A 23,565-nucleotide genomic window follows, 5' to 3' on the forward strand; every position below is an offset into this window, starting at 1 on the left:
GGTCCACCTAGTTCAACAGTTCACTGGCTTTAAGTTTGTATTTGACTGTAAAGCCCACCAATAAACATGGTGAGCTTTGTAATGATCTATTGGTTAAAAACAGCTAACCAAATTACCACCAGTATTATAACCTTGACGAGTATAATACGCTCGTTGTGAACCTGTACCATGGGTTGGATCACCACCAATAGCATAGGCTAACCCTTGTGCTGATTGGAACAAGCCTCTGTAACCTAAATTGTTTTGACCATAATAAGTAAAGGCTCCACCGACACAGTCCACTTGAAGCTCTTGGTAAGGTGCTCGTGAGTAAATATTATATTTAAACTGAATGGTGTGTCCCCATTCATGAGCAAAAACAAATTTAGAAGCAAGTGGGTATGAGTTTTCTATTTGTTGCAAAAACCTTGTGCCTAATTGGATATTTTGTCCACACGCATAAGCGGTCATATCACTTGAGCATACTGCACGATCATAATAAACTCTAGGATTAGTGTATCCTGCCCAGTTTCTAATTTCGTTATGAGTTTGGTTTAAAAATTGATAAGTAATTTGAGCTGCTGAAACGCTAGATGCAGCCAACATGCTAGCAGCTAATGCTGCAGTTGTTATCAGTGTTTTGATTTTCATTATATTATTTCCTTTTTATCGTTTTATGTAATTAATTGAAACAAATAGAGAGGTAGTATTTCTCTATTTGTTTCGCCTTGAAAAACAGTTTAAGGATTAGCTTTTAAATTAATAGTGACGCCGGAAGCTGCTGAGTATCCATACAAATCAATATACCAAGTACCAGCACCTGGATTATTGAAAGTACAAGATTCATTGTTTCCGTTTCTATAAGGACGGCAGTCATAAGCCGACTGAGTTGATTGAGCGCCTTTACGCACATATAAATCAGCGTCGCCTGAACCACCGGAAATAGAAATCGTCATATTGGAGTATCCCGCCGGTAAGTTGTAGGTATAACGAGCCCACTGGCCTTGCGCAACAGATACATTATTGGCAGACTCATCAATGGGTGGATTGGTTGGATCGCTTCCGCCGCTATAACTTGCTTTGATACTCACACCAGAGAAACTACTGTAGGCTTTTAAGCGCACATAGTAAGTGCCACCAGTTCGACTTCCAGTACAAGACTCAGAATTACCATTTTTGTAAGGACGACAATCATAGCTTGAGTCAGTTGGAGCAGAGCCAAACTTCACATATAAGTCAGCATCACCACTACCACCACTCATTACAAAGTTAATGTTTGAAGCGCCTGCTGGTACTTTGAATGTATAGTTTATTGCTTGCCCTGTGCTAGCACTTAAACCGGTTTTAGCCACACCATTTTGTAGTTCGCTACCTGGGGTTGGATCTGGATCCGGATCGGTTGAAGGACAAGAGCCTACACCCACTGCACACCAAGCTGTTAGTACTGCATTTTTAGTGCTTGTACCATATAAATCTTGTGCAGCAGAAGCCGTTGCAGAACGTGCGCCAGCAAAGTTAGTGTTTTGGTTCATGTAAGTTCTTAAAGCACGATAGAAAATTTTCTCTGCTTTCGCCATACCAATTGAAGAAACTTGAACATTGGTTTTACCACGTGGATGTTTACCACCATCAACTAGTAATACATAAGCTAAGTTAGCAATCCCTGAGTTCCAGTGAACACCACCATTATCGGCACTACCAGTATAACGCTCAGGATAATAATCTTTTGAGCGGTTATCTTTAGTTGGGTTGTTCATGTAGCGTAATGCTTTACCTGGTGTGTAATATAAACCATCACCTAAAAGCCAAGCGGGTGAGCTAGTGCCATTTCTAAACGCTTCAGCGGTTACGCCAAAAATATCAGACCAAGCTTCATTCAAAGCACCAGATTCATTACGGTAAATTAAACCCGCTGTGTACTGGGTTAATCCGTGTGTGAACTCATGGCCAATAACATCAAAGTCGCTAGTAAAGTCATAATCAAAACCGCCGCCAGCTTGACCATAGATCATTTGTCCACCAGTCCAGTAAGCGTTCGATTCACCTAACTCAACACTTGAGATCATAGTCATGCCGTTGCCGTTTAAGCTGTCACGATTATGTTTTTGCAAGTAATAGTCATGAACTTTAGAAGCCCCATCGTGAGCACGTTGAGCTGAAGCTCGGCCACAACTTTGGTTGTTAGTACAAAGTAGTTGTCCGGGAGCCTGGCTTGAAGAACCACCATTTAAAGTATAAGTTTTCCAAGATTTAGCCGAGTGAACTTGTGGGTGTCTTTCGATTAATTCAGCAGTGCTCGCATCAAAGTACATAAAGTCACGACCGAAATCGCCTGGACCATTGTCCCAAGACACTTCAATCCGCCAAACTAGATGGGTTGAATTGCTTTCTGCTGAATAAAGGTAAGCTAGCTCTGGTGCATTTAATGCTTTACCGAATAATTGAGCTGCTGCTTTAGCCTGACTACCATTGTCATGATTTGCTAACATTGAAGCGGAGTTAGCTGGGCTTGAGTCAACTGCCAAAGTCCCTGTTAATGCATAAACTTCACCAGAAGTGCTTGCACTAGTCAGTGAGCTGCTAGTGACATTAGCATGTAAAATCATGCTGGTACCATACACTTTTAAACCGTTAATGGTTTGGCTGAAATGAGTGTGTGATTTACCGAGCTCATCAATCCATTGGCGTTTTACTTGAAAGTCTTCTTGGCCAGTGAAGTTGTAAGCTGATTGTGAAGCAAGAATATTTTTCAATGTATCAGCAGCTGTTTTTTGTGTCATGGAACCGAGGTTGCCAGTGACAAAAGAAGGGCTGCCATTGCTTGTTTGGTTTTGAATGGTCATTGAAAAGTTATCGTTTGCACTAGCGCTGAAAGCCATCGCTGAAAGCGACGCCGCAACTAGTACAGACAGAGCTTTTATTTTCATTATTTTTATCTCCTGTAGAAGACGTTTTGATTATTTGGTTTTTTATGCAATCTTTTTGTTTCTTTTGAATCTAAAACGTTGCATTTTTATGTTTAAATCCATCTAAGTGGTATCTTAGATGCGATGAAATACTATGATTATATTTTTTCTGATGCAAATAATTAGTGTGATTATGTCACAAAATTAGATGTAAATATTACCTGTAAAAATAGTTGAGAGTTTATTTTTTGCTTATTTCCCTAGCGTAAAATAAAGTGGTATTACCAGTTTTTGGTTGTGTCATAACAATAAAATAGTAAATTAGGCTTTGTACTTTTGAGGAAAAGCTATTTGAATTTATTTTTATAATGGATTTTTTGAAATAGATGAAATTATATTATGTGTAACTATTAAGTTGTGTTTGCAACTAAAAAGAAAGGAGTTTTCACTCCTTTCTTAATCTACCAAGTTATTTAAAGTTTAAGGATTAGCCTTTATATTTAAAGTAACTCCCGAAGCTGCACTATAACCATACAAATCAATATGCCAAGTATCGGCGCCAGGGTTATTGAAACTGCAGGTTTCGCTGTTTCCATTTTTATAAGGGCGACAGTCATAAGCCGATGAAGTCGATTGGGCTCCTTTACGCACATATAAATCCGCATCACCAGTTCCGCCAGACATAGTTACCGTTAAAGAAGAATAACCTGCGGGTAAAATCTGGGTGTAACGTGTCCATTGACCTTGAGCAACTGAAACATTCGTTTTTGTTTCATTAATGGGATCATTACCTGGTGGTGGTGGCGGTGGAGTACCGTCATCAGTATAACGAGCAACTAAACTAACACCTGAAAATGCACTATAGGCTTTTAAGCGAACATAATAAGTGCCGCCTGTGTCTTTGCCTGTACATGATTCATTATTACCACTTTTGTAAGGGCGACAATCATAGCTGCTATCGGTTGGAGCAGAGCCGAATTTGACATACATATCAGCATCTCCATTTTTTTCGCCAGTCATATCAAATTGAATGTCTGTTGCACCCGATGGAACTTCAAAGGTAAAGTTTAATTCACTACTACTGGCTAAGCCTGTTTTCGCTCGGCCATTCTCGAGTACATCATCTCCAGAAGGAGGAGGAGGAGGAGGCGTATCGCCAACATAGCTACCTTTTAGTGTTACACCTGAAAATGCACTATAGGCTTTTAAGCGAACATAATATTTACCACCTGTTTGTGTACCAGTACAAGATTCTGCATTGCCGCTTTTGTAAGGACGACAGTCATAGCTTGAGTCGGTTGGGGCAGAGCCAAACTTGACATACATGTCTGCATCGCCGCTACCACCACTCATTTCTACTTTGATGTCAGTTGCTCCTGATGGAACATCGAATGTATAAAGCAGTTCATCGCCTGTACTTGCAGATAATCCTGTAACAGCAACGCCATTTTCTAATTCATTACCGCCTGGCGGTGGTGGAGGCGGTGGTGGTGGAGTGGTTCCTGTTCCACCTTTTGCCAGTTCACCAACATAGGCAGCAGAGAGTTTAGCAAAATTAACAGAATGGTTGACATCATAGCTTGTATCATTAGCAGTATGGATGCTTTGGTTGGAATCGTTAAATCGTGCTTCTGCTGGGAAAGAAGCTGGAAAGCCTTCGTTATTCCATGAAGCATGATCTGAACAAGCATAGCCACACTGATCTGTGCCATGACTGACACCAGGCAAATAGGTATCTATTAACTGTCCCATAAATTGGGTTTGTGCATTGTTGGTGTAATCAGAAATAAAAACAATGTCATCACTTTGCGGTCCTTTACGGCCCGTCATGTCAAATTGAGCAACTCCAATAACGTTCTGATTGCTCGATTTAAAGTTTTGCGCAATCGCTTTTGAACCTCGTAGTCCTACTTCTTCTGCCGCATACCCCATAAACTTAATCGTTTTTTTCGGCTTAAAACCACTAGCCACAATTGCCCGTAAAGTTTCTGTGATAACCGCAATGCCAGAGGCATTGTCGTCAGCTCCAGGTGCGCGTCCAGTAGAAGGGTTTGATTGGTTGATTGAATCCAAATGTCCACCAATAACAACAATTTCAGTTGCGTTTGTTGTACCCGTCACTGTTGCAATGACTGAAGGTTGATTCCAGCTATGGTTATAAGTTTCAACGCTAATATCCGATCGGCCATTACTTATGCTAGACCATTTGTTTTTAATCCAGTTAGCGGCATCGACACCTGATTGTTGGGTGTAATATCGGTTATGATAATTTTTTAATGAGTTAACCGTTGCTGTTAAGTTTGCTGTTGATATTTCACTGATTAACGCATTAACACCAGCAGCATTATCAATTGTGTAGTTAACAGCCATTGTCGGTGTCATTTGTGCGGGAGCCGTAGCAAAAGCTTGTGCTTCATTCAACGTTTCATGAAATACAAAACCACCACAACGATTGAACTCTTCATGCATGAACTCACTTAGTGCATTGATTTGTGATTCAGGCATTTGAACAACAGCTATTGGATTATCACCATTACTTGAGTTACGTAAACTGGCACGAGTTAAATTAAGTTGTGAACTATATTTTTGATTAATTAATTGATAGGCATCAGTACCAATAGATACCCAGACCTTTTTATCAGAAGCGCTAGTGAGTGCCGCTGAAGTGGCAAGTGCAGGCAGTGAAATAGCTGCTCCGCTTACCATGAGTAAAGTGTAAATACTTTTTTTCATAAATCACCTGTTTGTGTAAGGTAAAATAAATTGAAATAGTAACAATAATACGGGTTACAGAAACAAATAGAGGGACTTAAGTCCCTCTATTGTTGAGCTTGGTAAAACGATTGATTACGGATTCGCTTTTAGGTTTAAGCTAACACCTGAAGCGGCTGAATATCCATAAAGATCAATGTGCCATGTTCCTGCGCCTGGGTTATTAAAAGTACAGGTCTCATAGTTACCGTTTTTATATGGACGACAATCATAAGCTGATAGAGTTGACTGAGCGCCTCTACGGACATACAAGTCTGCATCACCGTAGCCACCTGAAATAGTGATAGTCATACTTGAGTAACCCGCTGGTAAAACGTGCGTGTAACGAGTCCATTGACTTTGAGCAACTGAAATATTACTGACTGTTTCATCAACTGGTGGGTTAGTTGGATCTGGGTCTGGGTCAGTTCCACCACTGTAGCTTGCTTTAATGCTTACACCAGAGAAGGCACTATAAGCTTTTAAACGAACATAGTAAGTGCCACCGGTTTGGCTACCAGTACAAGATTCTGAGTTACCATTTTTGTATGGACGACAATCATAACTTGAGTCGGTTGGTTTAGAACCAAACTTCACATATAAGTCAGCATCGCCGCTACCACCGCTCATCACAAAGCTAATGTTTGAAGCGCCAGCTGGTACTTTGAATGTGTAGTTTAACTCTTCACCACGGCTAGCACTTAAACCAGTTTTAGCAACACCATTTTGTAGTTCACTGCCTGGAGTTGGATCTGGATCCGGATCGGGATCTGGACCAGTCGGGCAAGAACCCACACCCACTGCACACCAAGCTGTTTCAACAGCATGCTTTTCCGTTGCACCATATAAATCTTGCGCAGCAGAAGCGGTAGCAGTACGAGCCCCAGAGAATTGAGTATTCTGGTTCATGTAAGTGGTTAAAGCACGGTAGAAAATTTTCTCAGCTTTCGCCATACCAATTGAAGGAACCTGTGCATTGGTTTTGTTACGTGGATGTTTACCACCATCAACTAGTAATACATAAGCTAAGTTAGCAATCCCTGAGTTCCAGTGAACACCGCCATTATCTTGACTACCTTGATAACGCTCAGGGTAATAGTCTTTTGAACGGTTATCTTTCGTCGGATTGTTCATATAGCGTAATGCTTTACCTGATTGATTATATAATCCATCACCTAACAACCAACTAGAAGAAGTGGTACCATTTTTAAAAGATTCAGAACTAACTCCGAAAATATCAGACCAAGCTTCATTCAAAGCACCTGATTCGTTACGATAAACTAGGGCTGCTGTGTACTGAGTTAAACCGTGAGTGAACTCATGGCCTATGACATCAAAGTCACTAGTGAAATCATTATCAAATCCCCCACCAGCTCGACCGTACAACATCTGACTTCCAGTCCAGTAAGCATTGGATTCGCCTAGGTCGACACTAGAAATCATAGTCATACCGTTGCCGTTTAAGCTATCACGGTTATGTTTTTGCATGAAATAGTCATGGACTTTAGAAGCTCCATTATGGGCACGTTGAGCTGCTGCATTACCACCACAACTTTGGTTGTTAGTACACAATAGTCGACCAGGTGCTTGGTTAGATGAACCACCATTTAAAGTGTAGGTTTTCCAAGATTTTGCCGAGTGAACTTGTGGGTGTCTTTCGATTAATTCAGCAGTGCTCGCATCAAAGTACATAAAGTCACGACCGAAATCACCTGGGCCATTGTCCCAAGATACTTCAATACGCCAAACTAAATGGGTTGAATTGCTTTCTGGAGTATAAAGGTAAGCTAGCTCTGGTGCATTTAATGCTTTACCGAATGATTGAGCTACTGCTTTAGCCTGACTACCATTGTCATGGCTTGCTAACATTGAAGCGGAATTAGCTGGGCTTGAATCAACTGCTAAAGTCCCTGTTAATGCATAAACTTCACCAGAAGTGTTTGCACTAGTGAGTGAGCTGTTAGTGACATTAGCATGTAAAATCATGCTGGTACCATACACTTTTAAATCGTTAATGGTTTGGTTGAAATGAGTGTGTGATTTACCGAGCTCATCAATCCATTGGCGTTTTACTTGAAAGTCTTCTTGACCAGTAAAACCGTAAGCCGATTGTGAAGCAAGAATATTTTTTAGTGCGTTAGCGGCTGTTTTTTGTGTCATGGAACCGAGGTTGCCAGTAGCAAAAGTCGGTGCGCCATTCGCTGATTGGTTTTCAATATTAATTGAAAAGTTATTATTTGCACTAGCGCTAAAAGCCATCGCTGAAAGCGACGTAGCAACTAATACGGACAGTGTTTTTATTTTCATTGTTTATTTTCTCCGTAAACAGAAATGCTTGGTATAATTATTGTTTATTGGTTTTCCTTATTAACTTGCGATTAATTAATCCAACCTCGCTAATCGCAAACTAGTAGTCTAAGAAGGTTATCTAGATTTTTGTCCAAATGATATCTTAGATACCTGGAAAATCTTATTGTTATATTTTTTTTAATGCAAATAAATAGTGTGTTTATGTCACAAAATTCGGTGTGAATATTACCCGTCAAAATGATTGAATATCACGCTATGTTTTATCACCCTAGCGTTTCATTGAGATGTCCGACCAGTTGGTTTTTGCTTTGTTTTTGAAAAGAATTTTATTTTTTTAGCATCATTAAATTCGATAAAAACTATTAATGAGATAATGTGTTGATAATAATGTGATAGAGTTTGTGAAGTGGGTTGTTTGTATAATAAAAAGAATCATAACTATTCTTATTTTTATTGAGCTAAAAAAAGGAGCCGAAGCTCCTTTTTTAGATAAATGTCGATCGATAACTTAAGGATTTGCTTTTAAGTTTAATGTAACACCCGATGCGGCAGAGTATCCATAAATGTCAATGTACCAAGTATCAGCGCCTGGGTTGTTAAAGCTGCAAGTTTCATTATTTCCGTTTTTATATGGACGACAATCATAAGCAGATTGAGTTGACTGAGCGCCTTTACGGACATATAAATCTGCATCGCCTGTTCCACCTGAAATGCTTACTGTCATGGTTGAGTAACCCGCTGGTAAAACTTGGGTATAACGAGTCCATTGACCTTGAGCAACTGAAACGTTATTCACTGTTTCATCAATTGGTGTGTTTGGATCAGGATCTGGGTCAGTTCCACCATTGTAGCTTGCTTTAATGCTTACACCAGAGAAGGCACTGTAAGCTTTTAAACGCACATAGTAAGTGCCACCGGTTTGGCTACCAGTACAAGATTCTGAGTTTCCATTTTTGTATGGACGACAATCATAACTTGAATCAGTTGGAGCAGAGCCAAACTTCACATATAAGTCAGCATCACCACTACCACCACTCATCACAAAGCTGATGTTTGAAGCGCCAGCTGGTACTTTGAATGTGTAGTTTAATGCTTGTCCTGTGCTAGCACTTAAACCGGTTTTAGCTACACCATTTTGTAGTTCGCCACCTGGAGTTGGATCTGGATCGGGATCTGGACCAGTCGGACAAGAACCCACACCCACTGCACACCAAGCTGTTTCAACTGCATGTTTTTCCGTTGCACCATATAAATCTTGCGCAGCAGAAGCCGTTGCAGTACGAGCCCCAGAGAATTGAGTATTCTGGTTCATGTAAGTGGTTAAAGCACGGTAGAAAATTTTCTCAGCTTTCGCCATACCAATTGAAGGAACCTGTGCATTGGTTTTGTTACGTGGATGTTTACCACCATCAACTAGTAATACATAAGCTAAGTTAGCAATCCCTGAGTTCCAGTGAACACCGCCATTATCTTGACTACCTTGATAACGCTCAGGGTAATAGTCTTTTGAACGGTTATCTTTCGTCGGATTGTTCATATAGCGTAATGCTTTACCTGATTGATTATATAATCCATCACCTAACAACCAACTAGAAGAAGTGGTACCATTTTTAAAAGATTCAGAACTAACTCCGAAAATATCAGACCAAGCTTCATTCAAAGCACCTGATTCGTTACGATAAACTAGGGCTGCTGTGTACTGAGTTAAACCGTGAGTGAACTCATGGCCTATGACATCAAAGTCACTAGTGAAATCATTATCAAATCCCCCACCAGCTCGACCGTACAACATCTGACTTCCAGTCCAGTAAGCATTGGATTCGCCTAGGTCGACACTAGAAATCATAGTCATACCGTTGCCGTTTAAGCTATCACGGTTATGTTTTTGCATGAAATAGTCATGGACTTTAGAAGCTCCATTATGGGCACGTTGAGCTGCTGCATTACCACCACAACTTTGGTTGTTAGTACACAATAGTCGACCAGGTGCTTGGTTAGATGAACCACCATTTAAAGTGTAGGTTTTCCAAGATTTTGCCGAGTGAACTTGTGGGTGTCTTTCGATTAATTCAGCAGTGCTCGCATCAAAGTACATAAAGTCACGACCGAAATCACCTGGGCCATTGTCCCAAGATACTTCAATACGCCAAACTAAATGGGTTGAATTGCTTTCTGGAGTATAAAGGTAAGCTAGCTCTGGTGCATTTAATGCTTTACCGAATGATTGAGCTACTGCTTTAGCCTGACTACCATTGTCATGGCTTGCTAACATTGAAGCGGAATTAGCTGGGCTTGAATCAACTGCTAAAGTCCCTGTTAATGCATAAACTTCACCAGAAGTGTTTGCACTAGTGAGTGAGCTGTTAGTGACATTAGCATGTAAAATCATGCTGGTACCATACACTTTTAAATCGTTAATGGTTTGGTTGAAATGAGTGTGTGATTTACCGAGCTCATCAATCCATTGGCGTTTTACTTGAAAGTCTTCTTGACCAGTAAAACCGTAAGCCGATTGTGAAGCAAGAATATTTTTTAGTGCGTTAGCGGCTGTTTTTTGTGTCATGGAACCGAGGTTGCCAGTAGCAAAAGTCGGTGCGCCATTCGCTGATTGGTTTTCAATATTAATTGAAAAGTTATCGTTTGCACTTGCACTAAAAGTCATCGCTGATAGCGATGCTGCGATTAGCACAGACAGTGTTTTTAATTTCATGGTGTTCTCCTAAAATACATTGTTTACTTGGTATTTTATTATTGATAAGTTTTCCATCATGTTTGTAAGATACACTGCATAAAAGTCCATTTTTTAAATTACCCTGATATATTAGTGACAAGTTAACTTGCTCATTGCTATATCAATCTAAGGTTATTAATAACAAAAGTTTTTAATTGGCTTGTTAAGCAAATCCAAATAAAAAACTTTTAATCTCTTTGTTTAGATAATATCTTAGATACAAACGGAATATTATTGAGGTACTGTTTAAAATGCAAATTGATAACGGGCTTGTGTCACAAATTTTTGCGTGAATATTACATATTGAATTTGGTTGCACCTGCAATAAGTTTTATTCTCGTAGCGTTGCATACAGTCATCTGACCAGCGCATTTTTAATATCTTTTGGGGTAATATATTGAGCCTTAATTCGCAAACAAATATTTAGTTTGAGTTATAAATAATAAATTTTTTTTTGATGATGAAATTGTTACGAGGTAATAAAATTAATTAAGTTATTTAACAAAGTGTTTTTATTTTTTTATGAGATTATTGTAGTAAAAAATGAGTAAAAAAATTTGTTTAGCCTCAACTTAATTTTGATAATTTAAGTTTGTTGTTATTAAGTTTATATTGGCATTACTTTTTTTAGGGAACTAATAAAAGTAAAAGAGGGGATTAATTTCCCCTCTAAAAAGATACAATTATTTAGGTGTTGCTTTTAAATTTAATGTAATTCCTGAAGCAGATGAATAACCATAAATATCAATATACCAGGTATCAGCGTCTGGGTTATTAAAGTTACAAGTTTCGTTATTACCATTTTTGTAAGGGCGGCAATCATAAGCAGATTGAGTTGATTGAGCACCTTTACGGACATACAAATCTGCATCACCACTACCGCCTGAAATTTTAATTTCCATCGTTGAGTAGCCTGCAGGTAAAACCTGAGTATAGCGGCTCCATTGTCCCTGTGATACTGAAACATTATTGATGGTTTCATTAATTGGATCGTTGCCTGGATTGGGATCTGGGTCTGGATCAGGAGTTGTATTGCCTGTATAACTGGCTTTAATACTTAAACTAGAAAAAGCACTATAAGCTTTTAGGCGAATGTAATAGGTGCCGCCAGTTTGGCTACCGGTGCAAGACTCTGTATTGCCACTTTTATAAGGTCGACAATCGTAGCTTGAATCGGTTGGGGCTGAACCAAACTTCACATATAAATCTGCATCACCACTGCCACCGCTCATTTCAAACTTAATGTTAGTTGCACCTGAAGGTACTTTGAAAGTGTATTTTAAATCGCTGCCTGTACTAGCACTTAAACCGGTTTTAGCGACACCATTTTGGAGTTCATTACCACCTGGGTTTGGATCAGGATCGGGATCTGGATCGGGGGTTGTGCCAGTGCCACCTTTAGCTAACTCGCCCACATAAGCCGCTGCTAATTTGGCAAATTTGATCGAATGGTTCACATCATAAGAGGTATCGTTTGCGGTGTGAATTGCTTGGTTTGAATCGTTAAATTTGGCTTCAGCAGGAAAAGATGCGGCTACTCCTTGGTTGTGCCAAGAGGCATGATCAGAACAGGCATAACCACATTGATCCGTTCCATGAGATATTCCTGGTAAATAAGTGTCGATCAACTGTTTCATAAATTGTGTTTGTGAGTTATTTGTATAATCAGACATAAATACAATGTCGGCACTTTGTGGGCCCTTACGACCTGTCATATCAAATTGAGCTGCACCAATAACACTGCTACTCATACTTTGTGCAATGGCTTTTGAACCTCGTAGGCCGACTTCTTCTGCTGCATATCCCATCAGTTTTATGGTACGTTTGGGTTTAAAGCCGCTAGCAACAATGGCTCGTAGTGTTTCTGTAATAACGGCAATGCCAGACGCATTGTCATCTGCACCTGGAGCTCGACCTGAAGATGGGTTCGATTGATTGATAGAATCTAAATGCCCACCAATGACCACTACTTCAGAGGCATTTGTTGTGCCGGTAATGGTGGCAATTACAGATGGTTGATTCCAAGTGTGGTTATAAGTTTCAACACTAATATCAGAACGGCCATTGCTAATACTTGACCACTTATTTTTAATCCAGTTGGCAGCATCGACACCAGATTGCTGGGTGTAATAACGATTATGATAACTTTTTAATGAGTTAACAGTGGAGGTTAAATTACTGGTTGAAAGTTGATTGAGCAAAGCGTTAACGCCAGCCGAATTATCAATGGTGTAATTAACGGCAACAGAAGGAAGCATTTGTGCTGGCATCATGGCAAAAGTTTGTGCTTCATTAAATGTGTCATGAAATACAAAACCTCCGCAACGATTAAATTCATCGTGCATGAATTCACTGAGTGCATTGATTTGTGATTCTGGTATTTGAACCACCGCAACATTTCCATGACTTGCATTGTGAATATTAGCACGGGCTAAGCTTAGTTTTGATGAGTGCTTTTGATTAATCAGTTCATAGGCATCGGCCCCAATAGAGACCCACACTTTTTTTTCTGTAGCACTGGTTAAACTGTCTGATTCGGCAAAAGCGGATTGCATTAAGGCAACAACACTAAATGCCAGTAAAGCTATTATATTTTTTTTCATGGTCGAAAACCTCTACCCGTAGGTAAGAAATAGTTATGTCAATTAGTTAGTTTTTAAGAGTAAAAACAAAAGAAATTTAAAGAGGGACAGAAAGTCCCTCTAGAAAGGCAATCTCTTATGGATTAGCTTTTAGATTTAATGTAATACCCGATGCGGCAGAGTATCCATATATATCAATGTACCAAGTGTCTGCGCCCGGATTATTGAAGCTACAACTTTCACTGTTACCATTTTTGTATGGACGACAATCATAAGCAGATTGAGTTGATTGAGCGCCTTTACGCACGTACAAATCTGCATCGCCCGTTCCACCAGAAATGGTCACCGTCATGGTTGAGTAACCAGCCGGTAAAACTTGGGTGTAACGAGTCCATTGACCTTGGGCAACTGAAACATTATTCACTGTTTCATCAATCGGTGGGTTAGTTGGATCAGGATCTGGATCAGTACCGCCAGTGTAACTTGCTTTGATACTTACATTAGAGAAAGTGCTATAAGCTTTTAAACGTACATAGTAAGTGCCACCGGTTTGACTACCAGTACAAGACTCAGCGTTACCACTTTTGTATGGACGACAATCATAGCTTGAATCAGTTGGTTTAGAACCAAACTTCACATATAAGTCAGCGTCACCACTACCACCGCTCATTACAAAGTTAATGTTTGAAGCGCCTGTAGGAACTTTAAAAGTATAGTTTAATTCGCTACCCGCATTAGCACTTAAACCAGTTTTAGCCACACCATTTTGTAGTTCATTACCTGGAGTTGGATCTGGATCGGGATCTGGATCGGGACCAGTCGGACAAGAGCCAACACCAACTGCACACCAGGCCGTTTCAACAGCATGCTTTTCAGTTGCACCGTATAAATCTTGCGCAGCAGAAGCGGTTGCCGTACGAGCACCAGAGAATTGAGTATTTTGGTTCATGTAAGTAGTTAAAGCACGATAGAAAATTTTCTCTGCCTTAGCCATTCCAATTTGTGGAACCGTAGCATTGGTTTTATTGCGTGGATGAGAGCCTCCATCAACTAATAATACATAAGCTAAGTTAGCAATCCCTGAGTTCATATGAACACCACCGTTATCTTGAGTACCGGTATAACGCTCAGGATAATAATCTTTTGAGCGGTTATCTTTAGTTGGGTTGTTCATATAACGGAAAGCTTTTCCTGCCTGGTTATAAAGCCCATCACCTAATAACCAAGATGAGCTGGTTGTCCCATTTTTGAAAGATTCAGCGGTTACGCCAAAAATATCAGACCAGGCTTCATTCAATGCTCCTGACTCATTTCTGTAAACTAACTTTGCAGTATTACCTGTGACACCATGGGTAAATTCATGAGCGATAACATCAAAGTCGCTGGTAAAATCATTATCAACATTTTGCCCAGCACGGCCATAAAGCATTTGAGAACCTGTCCAGTAAGCATTTTCTTCACCTAAATCAACACTAGAAATCATAGTCATGCCATTACCGTCTAAGCTGTCACGATTATGTTTTTGCATAAAATAATCATGAACTTTAGAAGCACCATCATGAGCTCGTTGGGCCGCTTGGTTACCCCCACAGCTTTGATTGTTAGTACACAATAATCGACCTGGCGCTGATTGTGAGTTACCGCCGTTTAATGTATAAGTTTTCCAAGATTTTGCTGAGTGAACTTGTGGGTGTCTTGTGATTAGCTCGTTAGAACTGGCATCGTAATACATAAAATCACGTCCAAAATCACCAGGGCCATTATCCCAAGATACTTCCATACGCCATGCCAGTGTTGTTGCTCCTGTTTCTGGAACATAAATGTAGGATAGTTCAGGTGAACCAATAACATTTCCTATTGTTTGGGCTATGGCTTTTGCCTGACTGCCATTGTCATGACTCGCTAGCATTGAAGCAGAATTAGCTGGGCTTGAATCAACCGCTAAGGTACCTGTTAATGCATAAACTTCACCAGCAGTATTGGCACTGGTTAAAGCATTGTTAGTCACATTGGCATGTAAGATCATGCTCGTACCATACACTTTTAAACCGTTAATCGTTTGATTGAAATGAGTATGTGATTTACCGAGCTCATCAATCCATTGGCGCTGTATTTGAAAGTCTTCTTTGCCTGTAAAACCATAGCTTGTTTGTGAAGAAATAATACTTTTTAGAGTATCGGCTGCTGTTTTTTGTGTCATGGAACCTAAGTTACCAGTGACAAAAGATGGGGTTCCATTACTTGTCTGATTGTGAACAGTCATTGACAAGCTATCGTTTGCACTAACGCCAAAAGTCATCGCTGAAAGCGATGCTGCGACGAGTACTGATAGAGTTTTTAATTTCATTGTATTCTCCTAAAACACATTTTTTTGCTTGTTTTTTTTATTGATAAATTTTCCGTTATTTTTGTAAGATATCCAGCAAAAAATCTCCATTTTTTATTATCCTGATAATAGAAATGACAAATGATTAGGTCATTACTTTATCGATCTAAGATTATTAATCATAAATATTTTTGTAATTATGCTTATCATATGCAATATGAAAAACACTTAGAAAGCTAATTAAGATAATATCTAAGATACGAGCAAAATATTATTAAGATATGGTTTGATATGCAAGTTGAGAAGATCGATTCAGTCACAAGTTTTTATGTGAATATTACACATAAAAAATACTTTTATTTGCAACTAGTTGTTTTTATTTGTATTAAGCATGACATCAGACCAGTTGTGTTGCTAAGGTTTTCTGATGATATTTTTTTAGCTTTTTTATTCAAAATAAAAGACTAACAAATATCAAGATTAGCTTAGAATAATAAAGAGATTAGGTTGAAGTAATATTAAGATTGGCTCGATAGAATATTATGAACAGGTTGAGGTAATATTAATATTTTAGGCCAAAATATTAAAAAAATTAGGCTGAAATAATCAGGACTTAATATTTTTTTGTGGAATTTATTAGGGAAAATTAATTTTATATTTATAATCCATCCAAAGAAAAATGATATTGAAATTGTTTTTATTTTGAATGTTAAAATGTAATTACTTTCTAAAAATGCTTACATAAAAAACAATGTCGCTAATCCAAGAAAAGAGAAAAAGCCGACCATGTCGGTTACAGTGGTTAATACGCCGCCGCCGGACAAGGCGGGATCAATATTCATTTTGGTCATAATCATTGGTAGCATTGCACCAACTGTTGCACCAACTATCAAGTTGATGATCATCGCTCCTGCAATAATGAAGCTGAGTTGAGGCGCATAAACTGAATATTGAATAAAATTAAACCAAAGGTAGACGCATAGTCCGACCACAATAGCGCATAGAATACCGTTTAAAACGCTAACGCCCAGTTCTTTCATCATAAGCCAACGAAAGTTATTACTGCTAATGTGTGATCGTTTTCATCAAGTCCAGCCATACTCATAAGTGAGTGATCGGCATCTTCTATAATTACGTCAACAACATCGTCAATGGTAATGCGTCCTACTAGCTTGCCATTTTCATCTACAACTGGGGCCAAAATAAGGTCGCGTCTTTCAAATAATTTGGCAACTTCATTATCTGATAGTGAGATAGGGAGCAGATCTACTTCTGCTTATCATAATCCCTATTTATACAAACTATCACACTAGTATTAACTTAGATAAGTTCATTAGTCACCAATAATAAATGCGACAAAATTCATACAACAGAAAAATGAACCTAGTAAACTACCTTTTCAATTTCAATCAGCCAATAAGGATATTCAAGCGTGTACCCTCATATCAAACTAGAACATACCCATATAGAAAAGTTACTAGTTGAGTTTTCTAAAATAGACAAACCAACCGCAGCCGATTTTGCCGCATTCACAACCCGAGGGTTAATATGCGATAATCTGGATAAATATAGACTTAAAGCGGCTAAGATGTCTAGAGATGAACTAAAAAAAGAAAAGCATAACTCATCCCGTCTTGCCAGACATATGATCAAAGCGGGTGATCCTCGTCCCTCAACGTATTGTGATTGTCATGCATTGATTTCTGGCTCAAGAAAAGAAGCGATGGGTTTACGTTTAGTTTTAGCCTCACTTCAATTGAGAATTGATGATCCACATAATGGATGTTGGTTGCCTAGAGATTGGCAGTATAGGATATACATGCCAAACTATTTACGCAAAGCAGTGCCTCACTGTCGTATTCATCATAAAAAATATTATCAATGGTTAGGACAATTTATTGATCGTAATATAACACGAACAACAGAACAACTTATCAATACTTTGCGGTTAGCTAGAACAGCTCTACAAAGCGGAGCCGTACCGCCTGAAGTTATGCCAAAAACGGGATTATAAATAATGCTTTATACATTAATTAATGACTTTGATAATTATGAGACTTTATGCTTTGATGAAGAGCAAACTAGTCGAGTGTTTGATAACCTTGGCGAGGGGGTTGACAGTGAAATTCATTTTAACGGCGTACCGCACAGTTATAAAAAGCTGATTAAAGAACCTTTGATATTTACATTTCCTATTGAGGACAAAAAATGTCAAATACCGGATTTAAATCTGCATTTAGGGCGCTTGTTTTTAAATAAAAAATCTTATAACGTGCTTTACCCTTTAATAAAAAATGATGGTGAGTTTTTACCCGCGACTTATGAAAAAGGTGAAGCTTACTTTTTTATTCCATTTCATGTTGCGGAGAATGTAGATGCCATTAATAAGGAATTATCCGTAGAAAATGAGTGGAATTACTTTGACCATTTAGTGTTTGATGAAGAAAAAGTTAAAAATTGGCCATTATTTAGAATGAAAAAAAACGGTTATAAAACGGTTTATTGTCAGGAAAATATTAAAGAAGCGATTGAGCAAGCAGACCTTAAAGGTTTATATATTACTAACGATTTAGCTAATATATTTCCCGAAGAACAAAGCTCCCACTCAAAACCGAATTAACTTGAGGTATCAATTTTTAGAATGAGTTAGTGAAAAGGTAAAGTGGTTAAACCGTTTATTAATCGAGCAATGATTCAAACAGCAGATCAACTTATTAATGCTTTACGATTGGTTAGGACTTCACTACAAGGTGGGGCTGTATCACCAGAAGTTATGCCAAAAATGGGGGGCAAGATCGAACACTCCCTTAAGCTTCGCGCTTGCTAACATAACAAAACGGCTAGGAACAGACACATCGTTATGCAGTTGACCTTTTTTCTGTAATTTTGGAATGAGCAATTCTACTAATTCTACTGGGGGAACTGTCCGTGGGGCAGCTTGAGGTACACTGTTAAACAGAGCAAACGATGGTTAGAGAAAAAGCAAATAGTATGCAGGCAAATAGAGCGATTTAGACAATTGCTTACATAAAAAACAATGTCGCTAATCCAAGAAAAGAGAAAAAGCCGACCATGTCGGTTACAGTGGTTAATACGACGCCGCCGGACAAGGCGGGATCAATATTCATTTTTGTCATAATCATTGGTAGCATTGCACCAACTGTTGCACCAACTATCAAGTTGATGATCATCGCTCCTGCAATAATGAAGCTGAGTTGAGGCGCATAAACTGAATATTGAATAAAATTAAACCAAAGGTAGACGCATAGTCCGACCACAATAGCCCATAGAATACCGTTTAAAACGCTAACGCCCAGTTCTTTCATCATAAGCCAACGAAAGTTATTACTGCTAATGTGTCCGACACTTAGTCCACGGATAACTAGCGTCAGTGTTTGGGTGCCTGCTATTCCGCCCATACTTGGAACTATCGGCTGTAAAATGGCTAATGCGGTAACTATTTTTATTGTTTCTTCAAAAACACCAATGACAGATACGGCAACCATGACAGTGATTAAATTAATACCTAGCCACACAGCTCTTCTTTTAGCACTGGTATAGACAGGAGCAAATGTGTCATCGTTTTCATCAAGTCCAGCCATACTCATAAGTGAGTGATCGGCATCTTCTATAATTACGTCAACAACATCGTCAATGGTAATGCGTCCTACTAGCTTGCCATTTTCATCGACAACTGGGGCTGAAATAAGATCGCGTCTTTCAAATAATTTGGCAACTTCATCATCTGGTAATGAGATAGGGATCGGCTGTATTTCATGATCAAGGACTTCATCAATCGTTTGTTCTGGTTGGCTGGTGAGCAGTGATGATAAACTGACAGAGCCAATAAACTTGTCATCCGTATCGACAACATAGATACAATCAGTTGTTTTGCTCAGCTCGCCTTTCATGCGTATATAACGCATAACAACTTCGATGGTGACTTCTGGCCTAACGGTTACTGCATTGGTGTTCATTAAGCCACCGGCGGTATCTTCCGAGTAACTTAAGACATGTTCGATACGATGCCTGTCTTGAACACGCATCGAAGCCAGTACTTCTTGTACCATTTCATCGGGTAAATCGCCTAAAATATCGGCTTGATCGTCTATTTCGAGATCACGAGTGGCGGCTGCCAGTTCGGCTGGCTCCATTTTTACCGCGTATTCATTACGTATCTCATCATCAAGAAACTGTAGAACCTGTCCCTCTCGTTCGGTATTGATTAAGCGCCAGAGAATATCTCGCTCTTTGGGAGGTGTTGATTCTAAAAAATGAGCAACATCAGCCGCAGGTAATTCGTTGAGCATTGTCCGAACCTGCATAAACTTACCATTTTGCAACGCTTCATTGACGCGTTGTAGTTGGTCGCTACTGTATTCGTTTTCGAAGTTTTCCAGTATTGGCATTGTTCTTTTGGCTTATTTTAATGCAAGAAGGAATTTTCTTGCCAAGTTAGACTCGGGACAGATGAAATTATCACAAGTTATTGAAATTCTGTCCAATTTTTATTGAGTTATATGGCTGTTTAGTTTGAATGATTAAAAAATATACCACCAATAAGTAGAGCCGTTGTAAAAGTTGAGTCAGTATGAAAAGTATAGTGGGTGTTTGCAGTAAGTGCGCAGGGTTTAAGTTTTATTTATTCGAACTGTATAAAATACTTGGTAAAGAAAGGCGCTTGCGGACTTTCACAAAACTATGGTAAAACAGCGCCAACTGTGACTTGTTTATAATCTTAAAGGAATTCAAAAACTATGCCTTCGTTCGATATTGTTTCTGAAATTGATACTCATGAGTTGAGTAATGCTGTTGATCAAGCGAATAGAGAAATATCTACTCGTTTTGACTTAAAAGGCTCGTCTTCTAATTTTGAATTAGATAATAAGGTTGTTAAAGTTACTGCTGATGCAGGATTTCAAGCTAAACAGTTAGTCGATATTTTACGAATTAAGTTAGTGAAACGTAATATTGATGCTCAATCAATGGATATTGGTGATGTTGTACCATCTGGCAAAATCGTGCATCAAAATGTTGTGATTCGAGAAGGTATTGAACAAGCTTTGGCCAAAAAAATTGTCAAATTAATTAAAGAAGCTAAATTCAAAGTGCAAACTAGTATTCAAGGTGACAAATTAAGAGTGACAGGTAAAAAGCGTGATGAGCTGCAAAGTGTTATGCAGATGCTGAAACAATCTGATCTTGAGTGGCCTCTACAGTATAACAACTTCAGAGACTAGTTTGATTTGTATGGATGTTTAGAGTGGTTAGAAAAAGATAAGTATGAAAGAAGTTAGTACGAAATGGATACTCATACTGGCATGGTGAAATTTTGTATTAATAAATAGCTTTGTCTAGACTGGCTTTTGGCTTTTGAAAGGGCGTAATTCGCATCTTGAATAATATGAGAAACAGACAAGTGCTGTTCCTCATTATAGATAACACTACCAATTCTTGCATCAACATAAAGCTCAACTTCACTGTTAATTGGTTGCTCTATGTTGATGAGTTCTTCATAAATTCTTTGAATACATTGCTCGGCATCTTGACGATTATTGATTGTTGCGGCAATACAAAATTGCTCATCACTAAAGCGGCAAATTAAATCATAAGGTCTTAATACTTTGGTTAAGGATTGACTGACTGTTGTTAACAAATGATTTCCAATGCTGTATCCATAGTTCATACTAATTTTTTTAGCTTGCTGTATTTCTACAACAGCAATCATTAATGAATCATCACTACGTCGGCAGCGATCCATTTCTTCAGACAAGCGTTGAAAAAATGCTGGACGTAATAATGTGCCAGTTAAATGATCATAAGTTGAGCCTTTAAAGAAGTGCCAATATTTGTGGGTTAAAGTGAGCGTGAATACGACACCAACAATTGCAGAGGCTAGCGGCATCATACGAGGACGAATTATCAAATCCATTTCAAATAAACCATTAGCCTGCATAATGGCGTCATAGAGCAATAATATCCATCCACCAATACAAGTAATCGAAATTGTTAAGGCATATTTGCGTTGTTTATGTATCGCTATAATTAGTGCACTACCGTTAACAAAAAAGGTAATCGTTAATAGTAAGAAATAGTTAATCTCTGCCAACTCTCGAAGATAAATTGCGTAAGGCCAAACAATTAATATTAAGCCTGAGATCCCCAAAAAATATAGTCCTGCTGTATATATTCGGCGTAACTCTAAGTCGAAAAAGCTGAAAAGAAATAGCGATATAGAGAGCATGCCGAACACTAGCATGAAAGACTCCATCTTAAATGCTGAACTTAAGTCGAGTCCTAAGTCGATCGGCGTGTGCGAACGGGCAATTGAAACCAGTGAAAAGGCGAAAAGAAAAAGCATAAAATAAACGGTTTCTTGATTGCCTTTAACCACAATAAAATAAAATACAGGAAATATGGTGAGTAGTAGCAAAATAGAAGCGACAATTAAATACGAGTAGTTCTGTCCTTGCAAAGCGCTTTGTTGGGTTAAGTAATTCCCAATTATTGGAGCACTTGTTTGAATACCTGGCAGGTTACGGGAGCTAAAAGTATGAATTTCAATTTGGTTGAATTGGTTGAAGTGAATCAATTCATTGGGAATAAGGTACAACCGTTTTAATCTGAAGCCACTTTCAAATGTTGGTGAAAACTGTCCTGTTTTACCGATAAGTTCCTTATTAATGTAAATTTTATCGACATCATCGATATTCGGTAGCCAAATACCTAAAGGGATCCCTTTTAAATTACTGTTAGGAATAAACTCCTTCGTATAAGTTTGATGAGTAACATTTTCTGGTAAATGGCGGTTTTTTTCTGGGAGCTGTTTTGCATTGCATATTGCTTGCTGAGACTCAAAGTGCAAACAGGTTTGCCAGTTGTTTTTCAGCTCAATAGGAACTTTGTCTATTAGTTGAGCTGAATGTGCGGGTAAATTAAAGAAAATAATAATAAAAAATAATACGCCATGTAAGGCGTATTGCAAAGCTATTAATTTTTTAAAGTTATTGGTCATGCTTAAAGTGTTTATGCAATCATGCTATCTTGCTCACCCGAATTTTGCTCGCCCGAATCTTGCTCCGGTAACTCAGCATCGGTATTGGGAAAAATATCGTCAAACGCGATGTAGGTTGAGGCGATTAATACACAAAGAATTATCAGATAACCAATAATAATCAGAGGTCCAGCCAACATCCAACTAATGGCTGATGCAATGCCAATGATAATCATAAACACAAAACCAATTAGCATGCCCATTAGTCCATACACTAAAAACGGCACAAAATTAGTCATACAAGCTTTAAAGCTTAACTTCATAGCATCTAAAGGTTGTATATTTCGTAGCATAACCAGTGAAGGGGCAAACCAATAAGCCATCATCGCAGGGATAATGAGAGCCATTGCGATTAAAAATGGTAAAATGAGTAAATTTAAAATGTCTTCTGGTGACATCTTTTGTAGTGCTTCAGGGTTGTTGAGTTCGTCTAATCCAATACTTAAGCCAATAGTACCCATTATCATAAAAACAAGGATAATAATGCCCATTACAGAAGCGACATAAATAAGCCCAACAATCGCTAGTGGACCAAACTTTTTGTCAAAACCTTTAAAAAGGTGTTCTACTTTGAATTCTTTTTTCTGTTTAATTTGATGACAGCCGTACATAAAACCACCAGCTAAAACAGGGGCCAAAACATTAGCTAGTATATTTAAAAGTGGTATAACGGTAAGAATAACCATAAATATGCCAGTAATTAGTATGCTGGCAAGCCAAGTGCCTGGGCTGTATAAAAAGTAATGGATTCCTGATGTAAGCCAACGACCACCGTTACCTGCCGGTACTTTTCGCGGTTCATTTGAAGGAAGGTTGGGGGTGGTTAAATTAGACTCAGGGCTGTTATAGAGGTTATCTGACACTCATTTCTCCTTAAAATCACAAAATCCACAGGATGATGATTTCGGTAAAATTTACATATGAAC

General features: G+C 38.6%; 16 protein-coding genes. 4 read left to right on the forward strand and 12 right to left on the reverse strand.

The features are described 5' to 3' along the window. Positions 1-93: 93 nt before the first annotated feature. From ACT5E3_RS08050 to ACT5E3_RS08090, 9 genes are all read right to left on the reverse strand, one after another. On the reverse strand, positions 94-630 hold the full coding sequence (locus tag ACT5E3_RS08050; protein WP_444997786.1) for a hypothetical protein: 537 nt from the start codon (positions 628-630) through the stop codon (positions 94-96). Positions 631-719: 89 nt separating this feature from the next. Beyond that, a complete protein-coding gene (locus ACT5E3_RS08055; protein WP_444997787.1) occupies positions 720-2,906 on the reverse strand; it encodes a M4 family metallopeptidase in 2,187 nt (728 codons plus the stop codon). Positions 2,907-3,365: 459 nt separating this feature from the next. Next, positions 3,366-5,618, reverse strand: a complete 2,253-nt coding sequence (locus ACT5E3_RS08060; protein ID WP_444997788.1) for a M20/M25/M40 family metallo-hydrolase — start codon at positions 5,616-5,618, stop codon at positions 3,366-3,368. A 114-nt stretch (positions 5,619-5,732) separates the two neighbouring features. Further along, the gene (locus ACT5E3_RS08065; protein WP_444997789.1) at positions 5,733-7,943 is read right to left on the reverse strand and encodes a M4 family metallopeptidase; all 2,211 of its coding nucleotides are present in this window, start codon (positions 7,941-7,943) and stop codon (positions 5,733-5,735) included. Positions 7,944-8,454: 511 nt separating this feature from the next. Next, entirely contained in the window at positions 8,455-10,656 is a 2,202-nt protein-coding gene (locus tag ACT5E3_RS08070; RefSeq protein WP_444997790.1) for a M4 family metallopeptidase, read from the reverse strand. Between the two features lie 704 nt (positions 10,657-11,360). Continuing rightward, the gene (locus ACT5E3_RS08075) at positions 11,361-13,280 is read right to left on the reverse strand and encodes a M20/M25/M40 family metallo-hydrolase (protein ID WP_444997791.1); all 1,920 of its coding nucleotides are present in this window, start codon (positions 13,278-13,280) and stop codon (positions 11,361-11,363) included. Between the two features lie 115 nt (positions 13,281-13,395). Next, on the reverse strand, positions 13,396-15,606 hold the full coding sequence (locus ACT5E3_RS08080; protein WP_444997792.1) for a M4 family metallopeptidase: 2,211 nt from the start codon (positions 15,604-15,606) through the stop codon (positions 13,396-13,398). Positions 15,607-16,322: 716 nt separating this feature from the next. After that, positions 16,323-16,628 carry a magnesium transporter gene (locus ACT5E3_RS08085; protein ID WP_444997793.1) on the reverse strand — a complete coding sequence of 102 codons (306 nt, stop codon included), beginning with the start codon at positions 16,626-16,628 and terminating at the stop codon, positions 16,323-16,325. Continuing rightward, the gene (locus ACT5E3_RS08090; RefSeq protein WP_444997794.1) at positions 16,625-16,786 is read right to left on the reverse strand and encodes a CBS domain-containing protein; all 162 of its coding nucleotides are present in this window, start codon (positions 16,784-16,786) and stop codon (positions 16,625-16,627) included. Before ACT5E3_RS08090 ends, ACT5E3_RS08085 begins: the two co-directional genes overlap by 4 nt. 231 nt (positions 16,787-17,017) lie before the next feature. On the opposite strand from ACT5E3_RS08090, the gene ACT5E3_RS08095 reads away from it, so the two are divergent. From ACT5E3_RS08095 to ACT5E3_RS08105, 3 genes are read left to right on the forward strand one after another with little or no spacing between them, the layout of a single operon-like run. Next, positions 17,018-17,599 carry an AHH domain-containing protein gene (locus tag ACT5E3_RS08095; RefSeq protein ID WP_444997795.1) on the forward strand — a complete coding sequence of 194 codons (582 nt, stop codon included), beginning with the start codon at positions 17,018-17,020 and terminating at the stop codon, positions 17,597-17,599. Between the two features lie 3 nt (positions 17,600-17,602). Next, the gene (locus tag ACT5E3_RS08100; RefSeq protein WP_444997796.1) at positions 17,603-18,205 is read left to right on the forward strand and encodes a hypothetical protein; all 603 of its coding nucleotides are present in this window, start codon (positions 17,603-17,605) and stop codon (positions 18,203-18,205) included. A 42-nt stretch (positions 18,206-18,247) separates the two neighbouring features. Further along, positions 18,248-18,412 (forward strand): hypothetical protein, encoded by a 165-nt coding sequence (locus tag ACT5E3_RS08105; protein ID WP_444997797.1) that lies wholly within the window; start codon positions 18,248-18,250, stop codon positions 18,410-18,412. A gap of 196 nt (positions 18,413-18,608) precedes the next feature. Here the strand turns inward: ACT5E3_RS08105 and mgtE are convergent, their stop codons facing one another. After that, positions 18,609-19,994 (reverse strand): magnesium transporter, encoded by a 1,386-nt coding sequence (gene mgtE / locus ACT5E3_RS08110; protein WP_444997798.1) that lies wholly within the window; start codon positions 19,992-19,994, stop codon positions 18,609-18,611. Positions 19,995-20,342: 348 nt separating this feature from the next. Here mgtE and ACT5E3_RS08115 point away from each other — a divergent pair, with 348 nt between their 5' ends. After that, on the forward strand, positions 20,343-20,825 hold the full coding sequence (locus ACT5E3_RS08115; RefSeq protein ID WP_444997799.1) for a YajQ family cyclic di-GMP-binding protein: 483 nt from the start codon (positions 20,343-20,345) through the stop codon (positions 20,823-20,825). 71 nt (positions 20,826-20,896) lie between these two features. On the opposite strand, the gene ACT5E3_RS08120 is transcribed toward ACT5E3_RS08115, so the two are convergent. Together ACT5E3_RS08120 and ACT5E3_RS08125 are read right to left on the reverse strand one after the other, a co-directional pair. Then, the gene (locus ACT5E3_RS08120) at positions 20,897-22,600 is read right to left on the reverse strand and encodes a diguanylate cyclase domain-containing protein (RefSeq protein WP_444997800.1); all 1,704 of its coding nucleotides are present in this window, start codon (positions 22,598-22,600) and stop codon (positions 20,897-20,899) included. An 11-nt stretch (positions 22,601-22,611) separates the two neighbouring features. Further along, positions 22,612-23,502: a BPSS1780 family membrane protein gene (locus tag ACT5E3_RS08125; protein ID WP_444997801.1), complete on the reverse strand. Its 891-nt coding sequence runs from the start codon at positions 23,500-23,502 to the stop codon at positions 22,612-22,614. Positions 23,503-23,565: the final 63 nt, after the last annotated feature.

Source organism: Aliikangiella litoralis (assembly GCF_052495765.1).